20 protein-coding genes are annotated in these 17,017 nt (G+C 63.8%); 8 read left to right on the top strand and 12 right to left on the bottom strand.

Translation table 11 applies throughout. The features are described from left to right. From HHL26_RS14210 to HHL26_RS14185, 6 genes are all read right to left on the bottom strand, one after another. Complete coding sequence (locus HHL26_RS14210; RefSeq protein WP_066555988.1) at positions 1 to 696, bottom strand: ATP12 family protein; 696 nt, start codon at positions 694 to 696, stop codon at positions 1 to 3. Continuing rightward, positions 693 to 950 (bottom strand): hypothetical protein, encoded by a 258-nt coding sequence (locus HHL26_RS14205; protein WP_066555985.1) that lies wholly within the window; start codon positions 948 to 950, stop codon positions 693 to 695. The genes HHL26_RS14210 and HHL26_RS14205 overlap by 4 nt, the downstream gene beginning before the upstream one ends. Beyond that, positions 947 to 1,615: an HAD-IA family hydrolase gene (locus HHL26_RS14200; protein WP_066555984.1), complete on the bottom strand. Its 669-nt coding sequence runs from the start codon at positions 1,613 to 1,615 to the stop codon at positions 947 to 949. The genes HHL26_RS14205 and HHL26_RS14200 overlap by 4 nt, the downstream gene beginning before the upstream one ends. Beyond that, positions 1,612 to 2,922: an RluA family pseudouridine synthase gene (locus tag HHL26_RS14195; protein ID WP_066555982.1), complete on the bottom strand. Its 1,311-nt coding sequence runs from the start codon at positions 2,920 to 2,922 to the stop codon at positions 1,612 to 1,614. Before HHL26_RS14195 ends, HHL26_RS14200 begins: the two co-directional genes overlap by 4 nt. Beyond that, entirely contained in the window at positions 2,919 to 3,302 is a 384-nt protein-coding gene (gene crcB, locus HHL26_RS14190; RefSeq protein ID WP_066555980.1) for a fluoride efflux transporter CrcB, read from the bottom strand. Before crcB ends, HHL26_RS14195 begins: the two co-directional genes overlap by 4 nt. A 224-nt stretch (positions 3,303 to 3,526) precedes the next feature. Further along, positions 3,527 to 4,222: a hypothetical protein gene (locus HHL26_RS14185; protein ID WP_066555979.1), complete on the bottom strand. Its 696-nt coding sequence runs from the start codon at positions 4,220 to 4,222 to the stop codon at positions 3,527 to 3,529. 160 nt (positions 4,223 to 4,382) lie between these two features. On the opposite strand from HHL26_RS14185, the gene HHL26_RS14180 reads away from it, so the two are divergent. Together HHL26_RS14180 and rarD are read left to right on the top strand one after the other, a co-directional pair. Then, positions 4,383 to 4,604 carry a hypothetical protein gene (locus HHL26_RS14180; RefSeq protein ID WP_066555978.1) on the top strand — a complete coding sequence of 74 codons (222 nt, stop codon included), beginning with the start codon at positions 4,383 to 4,385 and terminating at the stop codon, positions 4,602 to 4,604. Positions 4,605 to 4,627: 23 nt separating this feature from the next. Further along, the gene (rarD, locus tag HHL26_RS14175) at positions 4,628 to 5,512 is read left to right on the top strand and encodes an EamA family transporter RarD (RefSeq protein ID WP_254911364.1); all 885 of its coding nucleotides are present in this window, start codon (positions 4,628 to 4,630) and stop codon (positions 5,510 to 5,512) included. Here rarD and HHL26_RS14170 read toward each other — a convergent pair. Next, a complete protein-coding gene (locus tag HHL26_RS14170) occupies positions 5,509 to 6,834 on the bottom strand; it encodes a dihydroorotase (RefSeq protein ID WP_066555976.1) in 1,326 nt (441 codons plus the stop codon). The two genes, rarD and HHL26_RS14170, sit on opposite strands and share 4 nt — an antisense overlap. A gap of 61 nt (positions 6,835 to 6,895) precedes the next feature. Here HHL26_RS14170 and HHL26_RS14165 point away from each other — a divergent pair, with 61 nt between their 5' ends. After that, on the top strand, positions 6,896 to 7,633 hold the full coding sequence (locus HHL26_RS14165) for a folate-binding protein YgfZ (protein WP_066555975.1): 738 nt from the start codon (positions 6,896 to 6,898) through the stop codon (positions 7,631 to 7,633). Further along, a complete protein-coding gene (locus HHL26_RS14160) occupies positions 7,630 to 8,376 on the top strand; it encodes a glutaminyl-peptide cyclotransferase (protein WP_066555974.1) in 747 nt (248 codons plus the stop codon). Before HHL26_RS14165 ends, HHL26_RS14160 begins: the two co-directional genes overlap by 4 nt. A 91-nt stretch (positions 8,377 to 8,467) precedes the next feature. Here HHL26_RS14160 and HHL26_RS14155 read toward each other — a convergent pair whose 3' ends face one another. The 5 genes from HHL26_RS14155 to HHL26_RS14135 all read right to left on the bottom strand — a co-directional run bounded on the left by HHL26_RS14155 (position 8,468) and on the right by HHL26_RS14135 (position 12,942). Beyond that, positions 8,468 to 8,623, bottom strand: coding sequence for a hypothetical protein (locus HHL26_RS14155; RefSeq protein ID WP_169576141.1), 156 nt, complete (start codon positions 8,621 to 8,623; stop codon positions 8,468 to 8,470). Positions 8,624 to 9,195: 572 nt separating this feature from the next. Then, positions 9,196 to 9,408 carry a DUF2093 domain-containing protein gene (locus HHL26_RS14150; protein ID WP_066555972.1) on the bottom strand — a complete coding sequence of 71 codons (213 nt, stop codon included), beginning with the start codon at positions 9,406 to 9,408 and terminating at the stop codon, positions 9,196 to 9,198. Then, a complete protein-coding gene (locus HHL26_RS14145; RefSeq protein ID WP_066561557.1) occupies positions 9,408 to 10,811 on the bottom strand; it encodes a nitronate monooxygenase in 1,404 nt (467 codons plus the stop codon). The genes HHL26_RS14150 and HHL26_RS14145 overlap by 1 nt, the downstream gene beginning before the upstream one ends. A gap of 94 nt (positions 10,812 to 10,905) precedes the next feature. Next, complete coding sequence (locus HHL26_RS14140; protein ID WP_169576140.1) at positions 10,906 to 12,057, bottom strand: glycosyltransferase; 1,152 nt, start codon at positions 12,055 to 12,057, stop codon at positions 10,906 to 10,908. 15 nt (positions 12,058 to 12,072) lie between these two features. Continuing rightward, positions 12,073 to 12,942 (bottom strand): alpha/beta hydrolase, encoded by an 870-nt coding sequence (locus HHL26_RS14135; RefSeq protein WP_066561555.1) that lies wholly within the window; start codon positions 12,940 to 12,942, stop codon positions 12,073 to 12,075. A 40-nt stretch (positions 12,943 to 12,982) separates the two neighbouring features. On the opposite strand from HHL26_RS14135, the gene HHL26_RS14130 reads away from it, so the two are divergent. The 4 genes from HHL26_RS14130 (at position 12,983) to HHL26_RS14115 (ending at position 17,016) form a co-directional block, all read left to right on the top strand. Further along, entirely contained in the window at positions 12,983 to 14,377 is a 1,395-nt protein-coding gene (locus tag HHL26_RS14130) for a protein adenylyltransferase SelO (RefSeq protein ID WP_066555966.1), read from the top strand. Between the two features lie 27 nt (positions 14,378 to 14,404). Beyond that, positions 14,405 to 15,838 (top strand): succinylglutamate-semialdehyde dehydrogenase, encoded by a 1,434-nt coding sequence (gene astD / locus HHL26_RS14125; protein WP_066555964.1) that lies wholly within the window; start codon positions 14,405 to 14,407, stop codon positions 15,836 to 15,838. Between the two features lie 96 nt (positions 15,839 to 15,934). Continuing rightward, positions 15,935 to 16,723, top strand: a complete 789-nt coding sequence (cobA, locus tag HHL26_RS14120; protein WP_066561553.1) for a uroporphyrinogen-III C-methyltransferase — start codon at positions 15,935 to 15,937, stop codon at positions 16,721 to 16,723. Then, entirely contained in the window at positions 16,720 to 17,016 is a 297-nt protein-coding gene (locus HHL26_RS14115; RefSeq protein WP_066555963.1) for a DUF2849 domain-containing protein, read from the top strand. Before cobA ends, HHL26_RS14115 begins: the two co-directional genes overlap by 4 nt. The last annotated feature ends 1 nt before the right edge of the window (position 17,017 follow it).

Below are 17,017 nucleotides of genomic sequence, written 5' to 3'. Positions count from 1 at the left end.
TCAGGCACGAGTCATCCCGCAAAACGCCACTGCCATGGCAAATTCCTCTTTCCGCCGTGCCGACCGGGCAGCGGCTTCGGCATCGTCGCCCCATTGCTCGACTTCCCACGCCTCGTCGATTTCGGAAGCGGTCCAGACCATATCGCCATCATAGCCGCCTTCCACGATCGCGAGCCCGCAAACCAGCGATCCGGACAGCGTCACCAATGTCGAGAGGCCCGCAAGGGTGAAGGGGTCGAAGACAGCCACCGCCCCGCCCAGCCGTTCCAGAGTCTCGGCGGGCTGTTCGACCGGGATGATGCCCTGCGTCACCCGGAAAGCAACGTCATAGCGGCCACGGGCCCAATCCAGCAGCGGATCCCAGGCCGCAGCTTCGCGGGCGTTCAGTTCGGCCGGCCCTTCCGCGCGGTAGCAGAGCAGATCACTCTCCCCATAGCGCGCAATATCCGCGGCGAAGCTTTCGCGATTGGGCGCGATCTGGTCGATGGCGCCATTGGCAAGGCCAGTGAAGGGCATGGAGCGCGGATCGATCATATCGCCCTGGGCGCGCCATTCGTCCGCGATCGCTTCGGCAAGGCGTACATTGGGCAGAGCCAAAGCGGCGCGGGCTGGCGTGCGGACCGGGCGGCCATCGAGCCGAAGCTCGAAACCGGTTTCACCCGGAACGACCGTGACGTCCTTGTAGAAGCGTTTCATGATTGCGGCGGTTTCCTGAACAATGCGAGCAGCAGGCGCGGCACGATCACGAACTGGAACAAGCCGACGACGACGAAGATCGCGCCCATCGCCTTGGCCTTGCTCCCCTGCACCCAATGGAAGCGTTGCATCAATATGAGGAAGCCGAACATCACCAGCAAAGCGCCCGACAGGCGGAACAGGCCGAGCGCGAAGAAGCGCTGGCGGGCGACCTTTTCAGGGTCGGCTGGCGGAAGTGGAGGCAGGTCGGTCATTTGATGTCGGAGGCGTGGATATGGCCATGCAATTCCGCGCTGTCCATCGCTACGCTATGCGCGCCCGCCGCGATCAGATCCTGCGGCGTGTGATAGCCCCAGCCGACGCCAAGGGCACGCGCGCCAGCGGTCAGAGCCATGTCGATGTCGAAGCTGGTGTCACCGATCATCACCGTGGTTTCGGGCGCGGCCCCCGCTTCGGCCATGGCGGCGAGCAGCATGGAGGGATGCGGCTTGGACGGATGGCGGTCGGCGGTCTGCAATGTCACGAAATGAGCGTGGATGCCGTGATGGGTGAGGCAAAGTTGGAGCCCCCTGTCCGATTTGCCGGTCGCGACACCCAACAGCCAGCCATCGGCATCCAGTTGGCGGATGAGTTCGGCTATGCCCGGATAAAGCGGCTCCGACACCGCATTTTCCCGGCGAAGCTGCTGGAAAGCAAGCTTGTAGCTTTCGGAGAGATAGTCATGATAATCAGCCTCCGCCTCCGGCAGCAGCCGCGCCATGGCAAGCGGCAGCGACAGGCCGACGACCGAGAGGATCGTCGCGCGATCCGGCGCGAGCAGCTTTTCCCCCTCGAATGCACGAATCATGGCCGTGCAGATGCTATGCTGACTGTCGACCAATGTGCCGTCGCAGTCGAATACGGCGAGCTTGTTCGTCATGACTTCTTGCGCGGTCCCCCGCCGGAGCCCCGCGCGCGCCTTTCGCCCTTGCGGCCCTTGCGGATCTGCTTGGCATGGGCTCGGGCCGCCTTCTTCTCATCCTCGCGGGTGGGAGCGCGCGCGATTTCCTCGTCCAGCGGCAGATCGCCGGCGGACAGGTCGAAACCCAGCGAGGCAAGGCTGGAGGCGAAATGATCGGGCAGTTCGGCGCGAACATCCACACGGCCGCCATCGGGATGATCGACGCGGATGCGGCGGGCGTGGAGGTGCATCTTGCGGCTGATCGCGCCGCTCAAAAAGGCCTCCTTGCCGCCATATTTGCCGTCACCCACGATCGGATGGCCGATTGCCGCCATATGGACGCGCAACTGGTGGGTACGGCCGGTATAGGGTTGCAGTTCGACCCAGGCGGCGCGATTGCCTGCGCGTTCGATCACGCGGTAGCGCGAACGGGAGGGAAGCCCCTCCTCCTGATCCACATGCATTTTCTCGCCGCCGGTGCCGGGCTGCTTGGCGATGGGCAGCTCGACCATGCCGTCCTCGATCGAGGGGACGCCCATGACGATGGCCCAATAGACCTTGCGCGCGGTGCGGCTGGAGAAGGCCTTGGCGAAAAAGGCGGCAGACCGGGCGGTGCGGGCAATGAGGAGCGCGCCCGACGTGTCCTTGTCGAGCCGATGGACCAGCTTGGGCCGTTGGTCGAGCTCATATTCCAGCGCATCGAGCAGGCCGTCGACATGATCTTCGGTCTTGGTGCCGCCCTGCGTCGCCAGGCCCGGCGGCTTGTTGATGACGATGGCTTGCGCGTCGCGGTGGATGACCAGTCCCTGGGCGAAGGCGACCTGATCGTCGCTCAGTTCCGGGCGGACGCGCTTGGGCTTGGCGGTTTCGACGGCCTTGGGCTCGGCGGGAGGCACGCGGATGCTCTGGCCTTCCGCAACCCGGTCGCCCGGCGCGGCGCGCGCTCCGTCCACGCGCAACTGGCCGGTGCGCGCCCAGCGCGACACGATATTGAAGCCGACATCGGGCAGATGCCGCTGGAACCAGCGGTCGAGCCGGATGCCGTCATCGTCAGCCCCCACGCGGAATTGCCGGACGTCGAGCGAAACACCCTTGGCCGGGGACGATTTGGCGGGCCGGACTGCTGGCTTTGCCGTGGCCGGCTTGGCAGCCGGTGGCTTCGGAGCGGATTTGGGCGCGTCGGGCTTGCGAGCGCGAGCGGCCTTGACGGCGCCTCGAGCGCGACCCTGGGGAACGGCGCCGGGCTTGCGAGGGCCGGATGATTTGCCGGGAGGACGACCTTTCATGCGACGCTCCTCATGACAGCGAGGCCACCGGCCAGCGCGCCGACCGCACCAATGACCGAAAAGGCGGCATAGGCCAGCGCCATGCCGAATTGGCCGCGTTCCATCATCAGTACGGTTTCCAGGCTGAACGAGGAGAAGGTGGTGAAACCGCCGAGCACGCCGACAGCGAGCAGCAAGCGGATCGGTTCGCCTGAGCCCGTGCTGAAGCGCGCCAGCCACCCGGCCAGCAGGCCCATGGCGAAACCGCCGATGATATTGGCCCCGAAGGTGCCCCATGGCCACAGCGCGCCGGGGGCCAGATGGCCCGAGAGACGTCCGAGCAGGTAGCGCAACGCCGATCCGACGGCACCGCCTGTCATGACGAGAAAGATATTGGTCATGCCGCCCGCCCTAGAGCATTTTTGCAAGGATTGGGAAGCGGTCATTGGTTTGGGAAATGACGGGCCGGCGGATGAGGTGGAGATCGGACCTCATTTCCGTCATCCCAGCGAAAGCTGGGATCTCAGGCGATGGCGCACGACCTAACCTCACGAGATGCCAGCTTTCGCTGGGATGACGATATTATCAACGTCCACTTCTGGCCGAAATACAGCCCCGGCGACCCCTAGCGGCCGTTATCCGCGAGCACGTCCACGCTGGTCTTGCCGCCGGGCGCTTCGGTGAACAGCAGTAGGAAGGCGCTGCCGTCATCCTTGCGCGATCCTCCCAGCACATGGTCGCCGCCCATCACCTTATGCTCGGCGTCGAAACCGGCGCGGCGAGCCTGGGTGTAATAAAAATCCATCACGCTCTGCCGTGGCACCAGCGTCACGAAAGTCGCGGCGCGCAGCGTGCATCCGTCCTTTTCCGCCCCTGCCGCTTCGACAAGTTGCGCGCCGGGATAGACGGTAAAGGGTTCGGGCAAGCGGCTGGCCCATTGGGCGCCATAGATCAGTCGCTCGCGGCAGAAGGCGTTCCCGCCGGGCTTTTTCTGTTCGCTGGCCACGGCGGCGAGCATGGACGCGGATTCCTTCGCCTCCTCCTGCACAGGCGCGGGTGTGGCGAGCAAGGTGCCGCCCGCCAGCTTCACCGAATCAGCCAGCGCCTTGCCAGCCGCTCCCGTCAACACCGGCAGCTTCGCAGCCCGCTGCGACTGACCTGCAAGCCTGGGGTCGACCATGATCTGACCGGCCAGCGCGTCGACCGCATTGTTGGTGAGTTGCGCGTCCAGCGCGTTCAGATCATCCTCCTTCTTGCCGCAACCCGCCAGCGGCATGGCGGCAAGTAGCGCAAGAACACAGAAAGATCGAACAGGCGCCATGGCTTCACTCCTTCGTAAACAAGGGATGAAGAGCAGAGGTTAATTTTCCGTTAGGGATTTTGGTGAATCCCGGAATTTTTCCTTTGTCCGGGCCAGTCTCCGCCAAGTGGCATCGCCATCCGGCTTGCCGCGAAGGAGCAGAAGCACCATTTGTGCGGCCATGCTTAACATCCTGTCAGCGCTGATCGGCCTTTTCACCCTGATCCTGATGATCCCGGCAGTGTTTCCGCTGCTGGGCGCGCTCAACTGGCTGCTCGTGCCGGTCGCGCTGTTCGGCGCATTTGTCGGCATGCTCTCGGCCAAGAATGGCGGACGCAATTTCTGTCTGATCGTGGCGGCATTCGGAGCGCTGCGGCTGTTCCTGGGCGGAGGCATCCTCTGAGTCCCCTGCCCACATCCGAACAGGTGATCCGTCGGGGTTTGCTCGCCGCAGTTGCCGCCTATGGCGCATGGGGTCTGCTGCCGATCTTTTTCCGGCTGCTGCATCATGTGAACCCGGTGGAGATCGTCGGCCAGCGCATCCTCTGGTCGCTGCTGTTGGTCATGGCGCTCCTGCTGGCACGGCAGAGCCTTCCCGGGCTGTCGACCATATTACGGGATCGCCGGCTCATGCTGCCGCTCGCGGGATCGGCCCTGATGATCGGCATGAACTGGCTGATCTATGTCTGGGCGGTGAATGCAGGCCATGTGATCGCCACCAGCCTCGGTTATTTCCTCAATCCACTGGTGAATGTCGGACTTGGCGTGCTGCTGCTCCATGAAAAACTGCGGCGGGGACAAATGGCGGCGATCGGGATCGCGGCGGTCGGCGTCGCCATCATGGCGGCGACCGCGCTGACCACGCTTTGGATCAGCGTCACGCTGGCGCTGACCTTCGCTTTCTACGGGCTGATCCGCAAGCTGACTCCTGTAGCGCCGATGATGGGCCTGGGCGTGGAGACGCTGCTGCTGACGCCGCCTGCCATCGGCTATCTGTTCTGGCTGTCGGCGCATGGCGGAGTCAGTTTCGGACAGGACATGATGACGACCATCTTGCTGATCATTGCCGGCGCAGTGACGACGGTGCCGCTGGTGCTGTTCGCGACCGCCGCCCAGCGTCTGTCGATGACGACGCTCGGCCTGCTGCAATATCTGGCGCCGACGCTGCAATTTCTGTGCGGCACCCTGCTTTTCGGGGAAAAGCTGACGGCTGGGCAGATGGCAAGCTTTGCACTGATCTGGCTGAGCCTGATCCTGTTCGCGACGGACAGCCTGACCGCTGCCCGCCGCAATCGGCTGGCAACCGTTTAGGCGAACTCGGTCGCCTCGAAACGGACAGCCTCGCCCACCGCTTGGTTGGCGAGCGTGTCTTCCCACATGACGCGATGGCCGCGGATGATGGTGCCGACAGCCTTGCCGGTCAGGTCCATCCCCTCGAAGGGCGACCAGTTGCAGCGCGAGGCCAGCCAGTCGCTGCCGACGGTCCAACGCTTCTTCAGGTCGACCACGGTGAAATCGGCGTCATAGCCAAGCGCGATGCGCCCCTTTCCGACCAGGCCAAAGACGCGCTGCGGGCCCGAAGAGGTCAGTTCGATGAACCGGCGAAGCGACAGGCGCCCCTCCGCGACATGGTTGAGCAGCAGCGGCACCAGCGTCTGGACGCCGGGCATGCCGCTGGGCGATGCGGGATAGGCCTTCGCCTTTTCCTCGATCGTATGGGGGGCGTGATCGCTGCCCAGGACATCGGGCACGCCTTGGTTCAGCCAGTGCCAAAGGCCGTCGCGATGCGCCCCGGACCGGATCGGCGGGTTCATCTGCGCATAGGTGCCCAGGCGCGGATAGGCATCCTCCGCCGCCAGGGTGAGATGCTGTGGCGTGACCTCGCAGGTCGCGATATCCTTGTGCTGGGCGATATATTCCAGCTCGGCGGGGGTAGTCACATGCAATATGTGGATGCGGCGGCGGGCCTTGCGGGCCAGGTCGATGATGCGCTTCGTCGCGATCATGGCGCTTTCATCGTCGCGCCAGACGGGGTGGGAGGACGGGTCGCCCTCCACGCGCAAGTCCTTGCGGGCGTTCATGCGCGCTTCGTCTTCCGCATGAATGGCGACGCGGCGGGTGCCGCTCGCAAGGACGCGTGACAGGGCATCGTCATCATCCACCAGCAGGCTGCCGGTCGAGGCGCCCATGAAGATCTTGACGCCCGACGTGCCGGGAATGCGCTCCAGTTCCTTCAACTGCTCGGCATTGTCGGCGGTGGCGCCGACATAGAAGGCATGGTCGCACCACATGCGGTGATGGGCGCGCTTCAGCTTGTCGTGCACGCGGTCGGCGGTGTCGGTGTTGGGGTTGGTGTTCGGCATCTCGAACACGGCGGTGATGCCGCCCAGCACCGCGGCGCGGCTGCCCGATTCCAGATCTTCCTTATGCTCCAGCCCCGGTTCGCGGAAATGGACCTGGCTGTCGATGCAGCCGGGCAGCACGTCGAGTCCGGCGCAATCGATCACCTCTCCCGCCCCGCCCAGCGATGTGCCGATGGCGACGATTCTGCCGCCGCATACGCCCACATCCGCGCTTTCCGCGCCGCCGGGGGTGTGGACGGTGCCGTTCTTGAGAAGGAGGTCGAAAGTCATGTCGGTGTCGCCTGCTTAGGGTGGGCTTGGATATGATTGCCGAGTGTCCTACCTAAAGCCGATGACCGGCACCACCCTAACCGACCGCGCGCTCCTCAGAATTTCGGGCGAGGAAGCGAAAATCTTTCTGCAAGGCCTGCTGACGCGAGATGTGCCGGGGCTGAAGGAGGGCGAACCGCGCTGGACCGCGCTGCTGACGCCGCAGGGCAAGGCGCTGTTCGACTTCATCCTTTGGGCTGATGGGGATGATGTCTTGATCGATTGTGAAGCCGCGCAGGTCGATGCGCTGGCCAAGCGCCTGACACTCTATCGGCTGCGGCGCAAGGTCGTGATCGCGCGAGAGGAGGCTCTGGCCGTGCACTGGGCGCTGGCGGCACAGGATAAGCCCTTCGATCCACGCCTACCCCAACTCGGACATCGCTGGATCGCGCCGCCGGATGAGGGCGACGCTTCGGCGGCATTCCGGGCGCACCGGCTGTCGCTGGGCGTGTTCGAAGGGGCCGGCGAACTGGGGCAGGACCAGATTTTATGGCTCGAAACCAATGCCGCGGAACTGGGCGGCGTCGATTATGACAAGGGCTGCTATGTCGGGCAGGAAAACACCGCCCGCATGCATTATCGCAACAAGGTGAACCGGCGCCTGGTGGCTGTGCCGATCGCTGAAGCCGATGAGAAGCGCCAGAAAGCAGCGCTGCCCGACCTTGGCCTGTCGATCGAATTGCGGCGGGTGGAGGATATCGATCCCGCCGCCTTGCCCGGCTGGCTCTCCGGCGCGATGGCGGAGCAGGCCGCCGAATGAGGCGCGCCCTTGTTGCGCTGCTGGGCGCATGGTTGCTGATCGCTCCGGCGCAGGCGGAGACGCGGTGGAAACTCGTCCGAAGCTATCCGCATGATCCGGCTGCATTTACCGAGGGGCTCTTCTACCATGACGGCGCGCTGTACGAGAGCACCGGGCTGGAGGGCGAATCCGAGATCCGCAAGGTCGATCTCAAGAACGGCAAGCTACTGGACCGCCGAACCATCCCCCGCCCCTATTTTGGCGAGGGGATCGTCAACTGGAAGGATCGGCTGATCAGCCTGACCTGGCGGCATAGGCAAGGTTTCGTCTGGAAGCTGAATGATTTTTCGCCGGTTTCCCAGTTTCGCTATGAAGGCGAAGGCTGGGGGCTGACGCAGGATGGGCGCAGCCTCATCATGAGCGACGGAACCGCGCAGTTGCGGTTCCTGAACCCCGATAAGCTGACTGTGGAGCGGCGGATCACGGTGACGTGGAACGGTCGCCCGGTCGATCGGCTCAACGAACTGGAATATGTGAAAGGCGAGATCTGGGCCAATATCTGGTACGACACCCATATTGCGCGGATCGATCCACGCACAGGAGCTGTCATCGACTGGCTGGACATCGCGCCGCTTCTGAAAGCCAGCGGCGCGAAAGACAGCGAGGCAGTGGCGAACGGCATCGCCTATGACGCAAAAGCCGATCGCCTGTTCGTGACGGGGAAGAATTGGGCCAAGCTGTTCGAGATAAAGGTTGTGAAGTGAGGATGCCGGGTGGCGTTTTGGTCACTCTCGGCTCCGGCTGAAAGCGGGAAATCATGGTGGTCGTAGGCTCCAACTCACGACAACCACCACCCTAAAGCCCCAGGCGGCTCCAGAATTCATCCGGCTTCACCGGCGCGGCGCTTTCGGGCACGCGTTCCACGCGGTTCCACGACGAATGGGGGATATGGATTTGTGGGCTGGCGGCCACGCGGCGCGACCGGCGGGTACGAGATGCATTCTGGGTCATCGTCTTCTCCTGTTGAGGAGGAACACGAAACCTTGCGTGGTCGCTTCAGTACCGTGCGCTTTAGCCGTTGGTGACGCGGAGCAAGCTGACATCCTTCAAAAGCCGCGGAGCATTCATGCTCAAGCCTATATCTACTCATTTATAGAGAGAGGGAAGATAGCTTTGCTTAAGGCATCAGGACGACAAGTTTCACGGCATGGCGGACATTATGTTCGCCTTGAACGGACGGGAAGCGCAAACCTTGCAAGGAAGAGGGGGTGCGATGCGTCCGTCAGAACGCTACATTGTAGATAAACCAGCCCACAATCAGCAAGCTCGTCACCACGCATATACGGTCACCGAAAATGTCGATACGCGACATCGCTCTCATCCTTCCTCAATCGAGCGATCTTCGTCGCTTCGTTGAAGAAGGATAAACCATTAGTGCGAGCAAAGAAACAGGATAAGTGCGGCGAAATGGCGCACATAAACGCCAGACTGAAAGAGCCACACCTTGAACTCAGGTTGCGCAGTCGGGCGGACAATCGCCCGTTTATCGCAAAAATCCACTCATCTTCTTTTTAATCAGATGCTTATCGGAATGTCGAACCCCGATGCTTCAAAAAGGACTGTGTCGCCTCTTCCGGCCCGCGATAGGCCTCCTGGAACTCCGCGCTCCAATATTTGAGGTCGTCCAGCTCGATCCGCGCACCCGAAACGGCACAGAGCACGAACTGCCCCGGGCGCACGATGTCGAAATGCGGCGTGTCGTAATGCAGCACCGCCAGTCCCTGAATATCCGCCATCAGTCGCCGGTCAGGATGCGATCGACGAGTTGCTTCACGGTCGGCACGAACCCGTTGGAATAGAAGGGGTCCTGCTTGAACTTATAGGCGCCATGGCCCGCGAAGAGCAGATTCTTGTCGAGGTCGCCGCCATGGACGGCCTCCTGCAGCGATTTCTGGATGCAGAAGCTGCGCGGATCGGCCAGGCGGCCGGTCGAGTTGGTTTCGCTGTCCATCCAGCTCGAAAAAGCGCACTGGCTGAGGCAGCCCATGCAGTCGGTCTGATCTTTGCGGATTTCGGCCTTTTCCTCTTCGGTCACGAAAACCAGCGTGTTGTCCGGCGTCTTGAGCGCCGAGGTGAAGCCCTGTCCCACCCATTCGCGGGCGCGCAGCAGGTCGCCCCGCGTCACCCAGAAATTCTTGCCCTTCACGCCCGCGTCAAGCTGGTGCGTATGGTCGCCCGCCTGTTCCGTGCTGAACGGAATCTGCCGTTCGGAGCGGGCTTCGAGCTGGCGCAGAAAAGGATTGCGGACCGCCGAGCTATAGAAACCGGTGGGTGAGAAGCGATGCAGCAGCACGTCGCCCGGTTCAAGCTGGGTCAGGCGCTGTTTCCATTCCTCAGGGATCGGGCTTTCCTGCGTCAGCAGCGGACGGGTGCCGAACTGGAAGGCGATGGCGCCCAGTTCCGGATTGTCGATCCAGTCGTTCCAGTCCTTCAAATGCCAGACGCCGCCTGCCATGACGATCGGCACGTCATCCGAAATGCCGCCTTCGCGCATGGTGGCGCGCAAATCCCGGACGCGAGGATAAGGGTCCTGCGGCACCTTGGGATCTTCGGCGTTGGAGAGGCCATTATGGCCGCCCGCCAGCCACGGGTCTTCATAGACTACCGCCGCCAGCCATTCCGACGCCTTGGAATAGGCGCGCTTCCACAGTGCGCGGAAGGCGCGGCCGGAGCTGACGATGGGGAGATAATTGACGCCATAGGAGGCGGCGATCTCCGACAGCTTGTACGGCATGCCCGCGCCGCAGGTGACGCCCGCGACCATGCCCCTGGTCTTTTCCAATACGCCGTGGAGAACACGCTGCGCGCCGCCCATTTCCCACAGCACGTTGATATTGATCGCGCCCTTGCCGCCCGCGATTTCGAAAGCGCGCTTCACCTGCTCGACCGCGCCGTCAACGGCATAGGCGATCAGCTCCTCATGCCGGTCGCGGCGGGTGCGGCCATGATAGATTTGGGGGATGACGTTGCCGAAGCTGTCATAGCTGTCCGCGTTGACCGCCGACACCGTGCCGATGCCGCCGGCCGCCGCCCAGGCGCCGGAGCTGGCATGGTTGGAAACAGCTACGCCCTTGCCGCCCTCTACCAGCGGCCAGACTTCACGGCCGCCGTAAATGATGGGCTTCAACCCCTTGAACAACGCAATCTCCCGCGCAAAAATCCAGTGGCCCCCGACCACTTAAATGCGGCCCTATAGCAGCTTTACGGTCGGATGACGAATATTTGGGGGCGCCCTACCGCAAAATATGGGGGCTGGATAGTGCCTGCCCATAAAGGCTTGCATAGGCGTCGACCATGGCGGCTTCCGTGAAATCGCGCCGGGCGCGCTGGCGGTTGGCTTCACCCAACCGTTGGCGAATGTCGGGGTCGCTGGCCAGGGCTTCGAGGGCGGAGGCCAGAGCCGCCTCATCCGGAACGACGAACGCCCGGTTTTCCGGCGCAACCATATTGGCGACGTCGCCTACATCCATCGATGCGATGGGGAGGCCCGCCGCCATCGCCTCGATCAGCGAGATCGGAAATTGCTCGCTGTCGGAGGATAGCGCGAAAATGTCGAATAGCCCCATGAAGCGCCAGGGCTCGCTCATGAAGCCAGCCATGCAGATATCGTCCAGGCCATGGGCTTTGGCTTCGGCCAATATGGCATCGCGTTCCGGCCCCTCCCCCACCACCACCAGTTGCAGGTGGTTGCGATGCGGGGCGACGGCGCGGACGAGGCGGCGAATATTCTTGACGGCGCGCAGACCCGCAACCGTGCCGACCAGCAGCTTGCCGGGCGTGCGATGAAGGGCGGGAATGGCGTTGGGCAGAGGTGGCTGCGCATAGCGTACCGTGTCTATGCCGTTGCGGATCAGGTGCACCTTGGCGACGGGCTGACGCCACACCATGCGGGCGATGGCGTCGAGACGGATCGACGGGATCACCAGCGCATGGGCGCGCTGGAGCGCGAGGCGGCGATAGAGGTTGCGCTGGGGCTTGAGCCCAGCCGCCTCGTCCGCGTTGAAGCCGTCTTCATGGTGGATCAGCGGAGGGCCGCCATGGATGCGATGCGCCATCACCGCGTCCATCGCACCCCAATTATAGCTGAGGATCAGGTCATATCCCGACAGGAACCGCGCGATCGCCCTGAAGCGCTTGATGCCGGGCTTGCCCGCGAGTGGAGGCGGCTCGGGAAAATCGACCGGCGTTGCCGGATCAATGGCGTCGCGAGCGCTCATCAGATGAGGCGCCGCGCTGACGATGCTGTGATGGGCGCGCTCTCCCCAAAGATTCATGAGGCGGACGGCCCGCGCTTCCTTGCCACCCAGGGAGAAGCTGCCGTGGACGTGAAGCAACCGGGGCGGCTCATCTGTCTGCCGTGATTGTCGAGCCGTGAAATCTTCCATTTCACTCAAATCACTTCAGCCATTCAGAACCCGCGCAAGCAGCCGGTCGATGGCGGCGGCGGATTCCGGTTCGTCGAGAACAGGGGCATGGCCGACATTGGAGATGGTGGCGTACTCGGCATCCGGGCCGATTTCCTCCACCATGCGGGCGGTCGTGGCGGCGGACAACAGGTCGGAACGCTCACCGCGCAGGATCAGCGTCGGAATTCCGCGAAAGCTCTGCATGACCGGCCACATGTCGACGCCTGCCTCACTGCCCGCAACGCGCAGCGGCTCGGCTATGCGCATGTCATAGTCCAGGACGACGCGCCCCGCGCTGTTGAGGCGATAAAGGCGCTTGGCCATAGCCAGCCATTGGTCGAGGCCATAGCCGGGATAGACGTCGCGATTGGCTTCTTCCAGCGCGCGCGCCGCATGGACCCAGCTTGGATGCGATTGGCCGATGCCGACATAGGTACGGATGCGGGCGAGGCCTGGCTCCTCCAGCGTGGGCCCCACGTCATTGAGCAGCGCACCCGCCAGCCATTCACCATGGGTCGCGGCGATCAGCATGGTGATGATGCCGCCCAGCGACGTGCCGACGGCGACGCAACGGGTGATGGCCAGGTCGGCCAACAGGCGGCTGATGTCCTGCAAATAAGTAAGCGGGACATAGGTCATCGGATCCTTCGCCTGCGCGCTTTCGGCGCGGCCGCGCATGTCCGGGCAGATCAGACGCCATTGCCCGGCCAGACGGGCGGCGAGCGGCTCGAAATCGCGGGCGTTGCGTGTCAGGCCCGGCAGGCAGAGCAAGGGCGGACGGCCATCCTCCCCCCCTGCATAATCGCGATAATGGAGCCTCAGCCCATCGGGGGACCACCAATATCCGTCGCTATAGCTGCTCAAGCTGCTTGATCCTTCCGCCCTGCATCCCCCATATCGCCGCATGCGCTCTACCCTGCAACCCGCCAAATTCAGCCCCGCGAATGAAATCGCCGCGCTGCAACCCGATTTTGCCGATCCAGTCACGGCGGCGGACTTCCCGCAGACGATCCTGCGGTTCCGCAATGACCGCTGGGCGCCGACGGTGGGACTTGGCGATCTGAGCGATGAGCAATGGGTGGCGCATTTCGGGCGGTTTCAGCCGCTGGAGGGATCGCTGCCGGGGCCGCTGGCGCTGCGTTATCACGGGCACCAGTTCCGGGTGTATAATCCGGATATTGGCGACGGACGCGGCTTCCTGTTCGCGCAGTTGCGGGACGGCGCCGGACGGTTGCTCGACCTTGGCACCAAGGGGTCGGGCCAGACGCCTTACAGCCGGTTCGGGGACGGACGACTGACACTGAAAGGCGGGGTGCGGGAGATATTGGCGACCGAGATGCTGGAGGCGCTGGGCGTCAACACGTCCAAGACCTTCTCCATCATCGAAACGGGCGAGGCTCTGGAGCGCAATGACGAGCCATCCCCTACCCGTGGCGCCGTGATGGTGCGCCTCAGCCATTCGCATGTCCGCATCGGGTCATTCCAGCGGGCGGCCTATTTCGATGACAAGGCCTTGCTGGAGCGGCTGACCGATTATGCGCTGACGAAGCTTTATGGCGAGGTGCCGGGGGATAACCCGCCCGCGCAATTGCTGGGCCGCGTGGTCGAGCGCGCCGCCGATCTGGCGGCGAGCTATATGGTCGCGGGCTTCGTCCATGGCGTGCTCAACAGCGACAATATCAATGTGACGGGCGAAAGCTTCGATTACGGCCCCTGGCGCTTCACGCCGCTGTGGGAGCCGGGCTTCACCGCCGCCTATTTCGATCATGCGGGTCTATATGCCTTTGGGCGGCAGGCGGAGGCGATCCACTGGGACGTGGCGCAACTCGCCGTATCGCTGCGGCCCTTGGTGGAGGCGGAACCGCTGATCGCGCAGTTGGAGCGCTTTCCAGCGCTGTATGGCGAGGCGATGGTCCGGCGCTTCTGCTGGCGTTTGGGCGTCGTGCAGAGCGGCGATGCGTCGGCCATGATCGAGGCAGCGGTGCGGGGGATGGTCGGCACACAAAGGCCGATCGATCGCTTCTTTCAGGACTGGCGCGGTGGCGATTCTCGTCAGGGCGCTCCCTATACGGGCGAGGAATGGGCCGGGTTCCGCGAAGCCATTGCCGGATTTGAGGCCAGCGGGCCGAAGGATCACCTCTATTGGAGCGCGCCTTCGCCTTGCTCCATGCACATCGATGAGGTCGAGGCGATCTGGGGCGCTATCGATAAGGACGATGACTGGGGACCGCTCCATGCCAAGGTCGCGTCGATCCGGGACATGGGCGATGCGTTGGGAGACGCGCCACCTCTTCCCTAACGCCCAATTATCCTCCATATCGGGACCATGTCCGCCGCGCTGACTTCGATAGAACCCGCCACTGGCGCTCTCTTGTGGCAGGGGACTGCCAGCGAGGTGGAGGCGGAAGTCGCCCGCGCCCGTGCCGCCTGGCCCAAATGGGCCGCGCAGCCCATCGCCTATCGCATCGAGACGCTGCGCCGCTTCGTCAATGTCGTACGCGCCAATGAGGAAGCGCTGGCCGACCTGATCGCGCGCGAAACCGGCAAGCCGCTGTGGGATGCGCGCACCGAAGTGACGGCGGTGATGAACAAGGTCGACATTTCCGTCGCGGCTTTTTCCGAACGCACCGGACAGCGGCGGCTGGAGGCAGCCATGGGCGCGCGCCAGTCCGTACGGCACAAGCCCCATGGCGTGATGGCCGTGCTGGGGCCGTACAACTTCCCCGCGCATCTGCCCAATGGCCATATCGTGCCTGCCCTGCTGGCGGGCAATGCAGTGGTCTTCAAGCCTTCGGAAAAGACGCCTGCCGTGGGCGAGATGCTGGTGCGCTTCTATCATGAAGCGGGCGTGCCGGAGGATGCCGTGCGGCTGGTGCTGGGCGGACCGGACGAGGGCAAGGCGCTGGCCGCGCATCCCGATGTGGGCGGCGTGCTCTTCACCGGATCGGCGCAGACGGGGATCGCCATCAACCGGCAATTCGCGGCCAATCCGGGCAAGATATTGGCCCTCGAAATGGGGGGGAACAACCCGATCCTGGCCTGGGACACGGCGGATATGGCCAGCGCGGCAACGCTGATCGTGCAATCCGCCTTCCTGTCGAGCGGGCAACGCTGCACGGCGGCGAGCCGGCTGATCGTCAAGGAGGATCTGGCCGACACGCTGATCGCGGAGGTCAAGAAGCTGGCCGACCGGCTGATCGTCGAGCATCCCCATGCCGACCCCGCGCCCTATATGGGGCCGGTGATCGACAATCAGGCGGCGGACCATCTGACGGAGAGCTTCCTCTACCTGATGAGCAATGGCGGCAAGCCCATCAAGCATATGGTTCGCACGACCAAGGGTCTGCCCTTCGTGACCCCGGCGATCATCGATGTGACCGCCATGACGGAACGACCGGATACGGAGCTGTTCGGGCCTTTGCTTCAGGTCATCCGGGTGCCCGACTTCGAATCTGCGATAAGGGAGGCGAACAATACCCGCTTTGGGCTGTCGGCGGCGCTAATCGGCGGCACGCCGGAGCAATATAACCAGTTCTGGGCGAATATCCGGGCGGGGATCGTCAATTGGAACCGGCCGACCAACGGCGCCTCTTCCTCAGCCCCCTTCGGCGGCGTCGGGATTTCGGGAAACCATCGGCCGAGCGCTTATTATGCGGCGGACTATTGCGCCTATCCGGTGGCTTCGGTGGAAATAGAACAGCCTCGCGCGTCCATTGGCGTGGGGCTGAAGGATATCGATACCGCCACGATGGGGGAGTGAGCGGCGGAGTTTAATTAGCCTTCCCCCAAATTTTCCTTCGCCTTGGCCAAAGCATTCTGGATTGAAACCGTTGGCCGCTTTCGCCATTTGCCCAACATGGCTGAAACTCCACCTGCCACTGTCACCCTTGTCGGCGCCGGTCCGGGCGATCCGGAACTGCTGACTCTGCGCGCGGCGCGCCTGATCGGTGAGGCGGAGGTGATCGTGCATGACGGGCTGGTCTCGACCGAGATATTGGCGCTCGCCTCTCCGTATGCCGAGCTGATTTCGGTCGCCAAGCAGCGCAGCCGCCATTCCGTGCCGCAGGACGGGATCAACGCCCTGCTGGTCGAACTGGCGCTCGCCGGGCGGAAGGTGGTGCGGCTGAAAGGCGGCGATCCCTTCATCTTCGGGCGCGGCGGCGAGGAAATGGAAGCCTGCCGCGCTGCCGGCGTGCCGGTCGAAATCGTGCCGGGCATCAGCGCGGCGATCGGTTGCGCGGCGCAGGCGCAATTGCCCCTCACCCATCGCAATGCGGCCAGCGCCGTCACCTTCGTCGCGGGGCAATGCAAGGGGCTGACCGATCAGGACTGGTCGGGACTGGCGGGCGCGGGCCGCACGCTCGTTATCTATATGGGCGTGGCGACGGCGGCGGATATTGCCGACAAGCTGATCGCGGATGGCGTATCGCCGGGAATTCCGGTGGCGGTGCTGGAAAATGGCACGCGCGCCGACATGCGGACTTTGCGCACCTTGCTCGCCGATCTGGGCGACATGGTGGTGCGGGAAAAGGTTGAGAGCCCGGCGCTGATTGTCGTTGGGGACGTAACGGCCTATGCGCTGGCGCAGGATGTGCTGGCCGGGTGGGCCGCGCAGGCAAATAATGGGGCGGAGATGCTTTCGTGAAGATTTTGACCGGCAATGACCTCGGCACCGGGGACGTGATCTGGTGGGCGGGCGACGGCTGGTCGCGGCAGGTCGGGGACTCCGTCGACGTGGGCGACAAGGGCGACGAACTGGCCCGAGCCGAGGAAGCCGCGCTGCGCGTTGTCGGCGCTTATGTGATCGATGCGACCGTGACCGACGAAGGCGTCCGTCCGGCCCATATCAAGGACCGTATCCGCGCTCTGGGGCCGACTGTTCGCCCTGACCTGACGCTGAAACCGAATGACGCCGATGCCGGCAACTGGGTGATCTGAC

Origin of the sequence: Sphingobium sp. TB-6 (assembly GCF_012927365.1) — a bacterium.
In the GTDB taxonomy this organism is placed as follows: Bacteria; Pseudomonadota; Alphaproteobacteria; order Sphingomonadales; family Sphingomonadaceae; genus Sphingobium.
The sequence above is the reverse complement of the archived record's forward strand: the minus strand, read 5'-3'. Positions and strand labels throughout refer to the sequence as shown.